At 47.5% G+C, this 257-nt stretch carries 1 pseudogene; it reads right to left on the reverse strand.

Annotation, left to right across the window (positions count from 1 at the left end):
• Positions 1–188, reverse strand: a pseudogene (locus N6G83_RS54710) (IS110 family transposase); the annotation flags it as partial.
• Positions 189–257: the final 69 nt, after the last annotated feature.

The raw sequence follows: 257 nt of genomic DNA on the forward strand, positions 1-257 counted from the left end.
CGTGCCATAAAGTGAGAACCGCCACAGGCTTCCATTGCGATGGTTGTAGCGGGGCATGTCGCCAAAAATTCGATCAACTTTGGCCGGGTAAATTTTTTACGGTAAACAGCCTTCCCGCGACGATCCTGGCAATGAATATGGAAAGAGTTTTTACCCAGATCGATACCAATGAGCGCAATGTTTTCCATGATAGTTCTCCGAATGAAAGCCTGTCCTCAGCATAGTACCGGGAAGGAGGGAGTGACCATCTCATTAAA

This window comes from Serratia sp. PL7 (genome assembly GCF_945957435.1).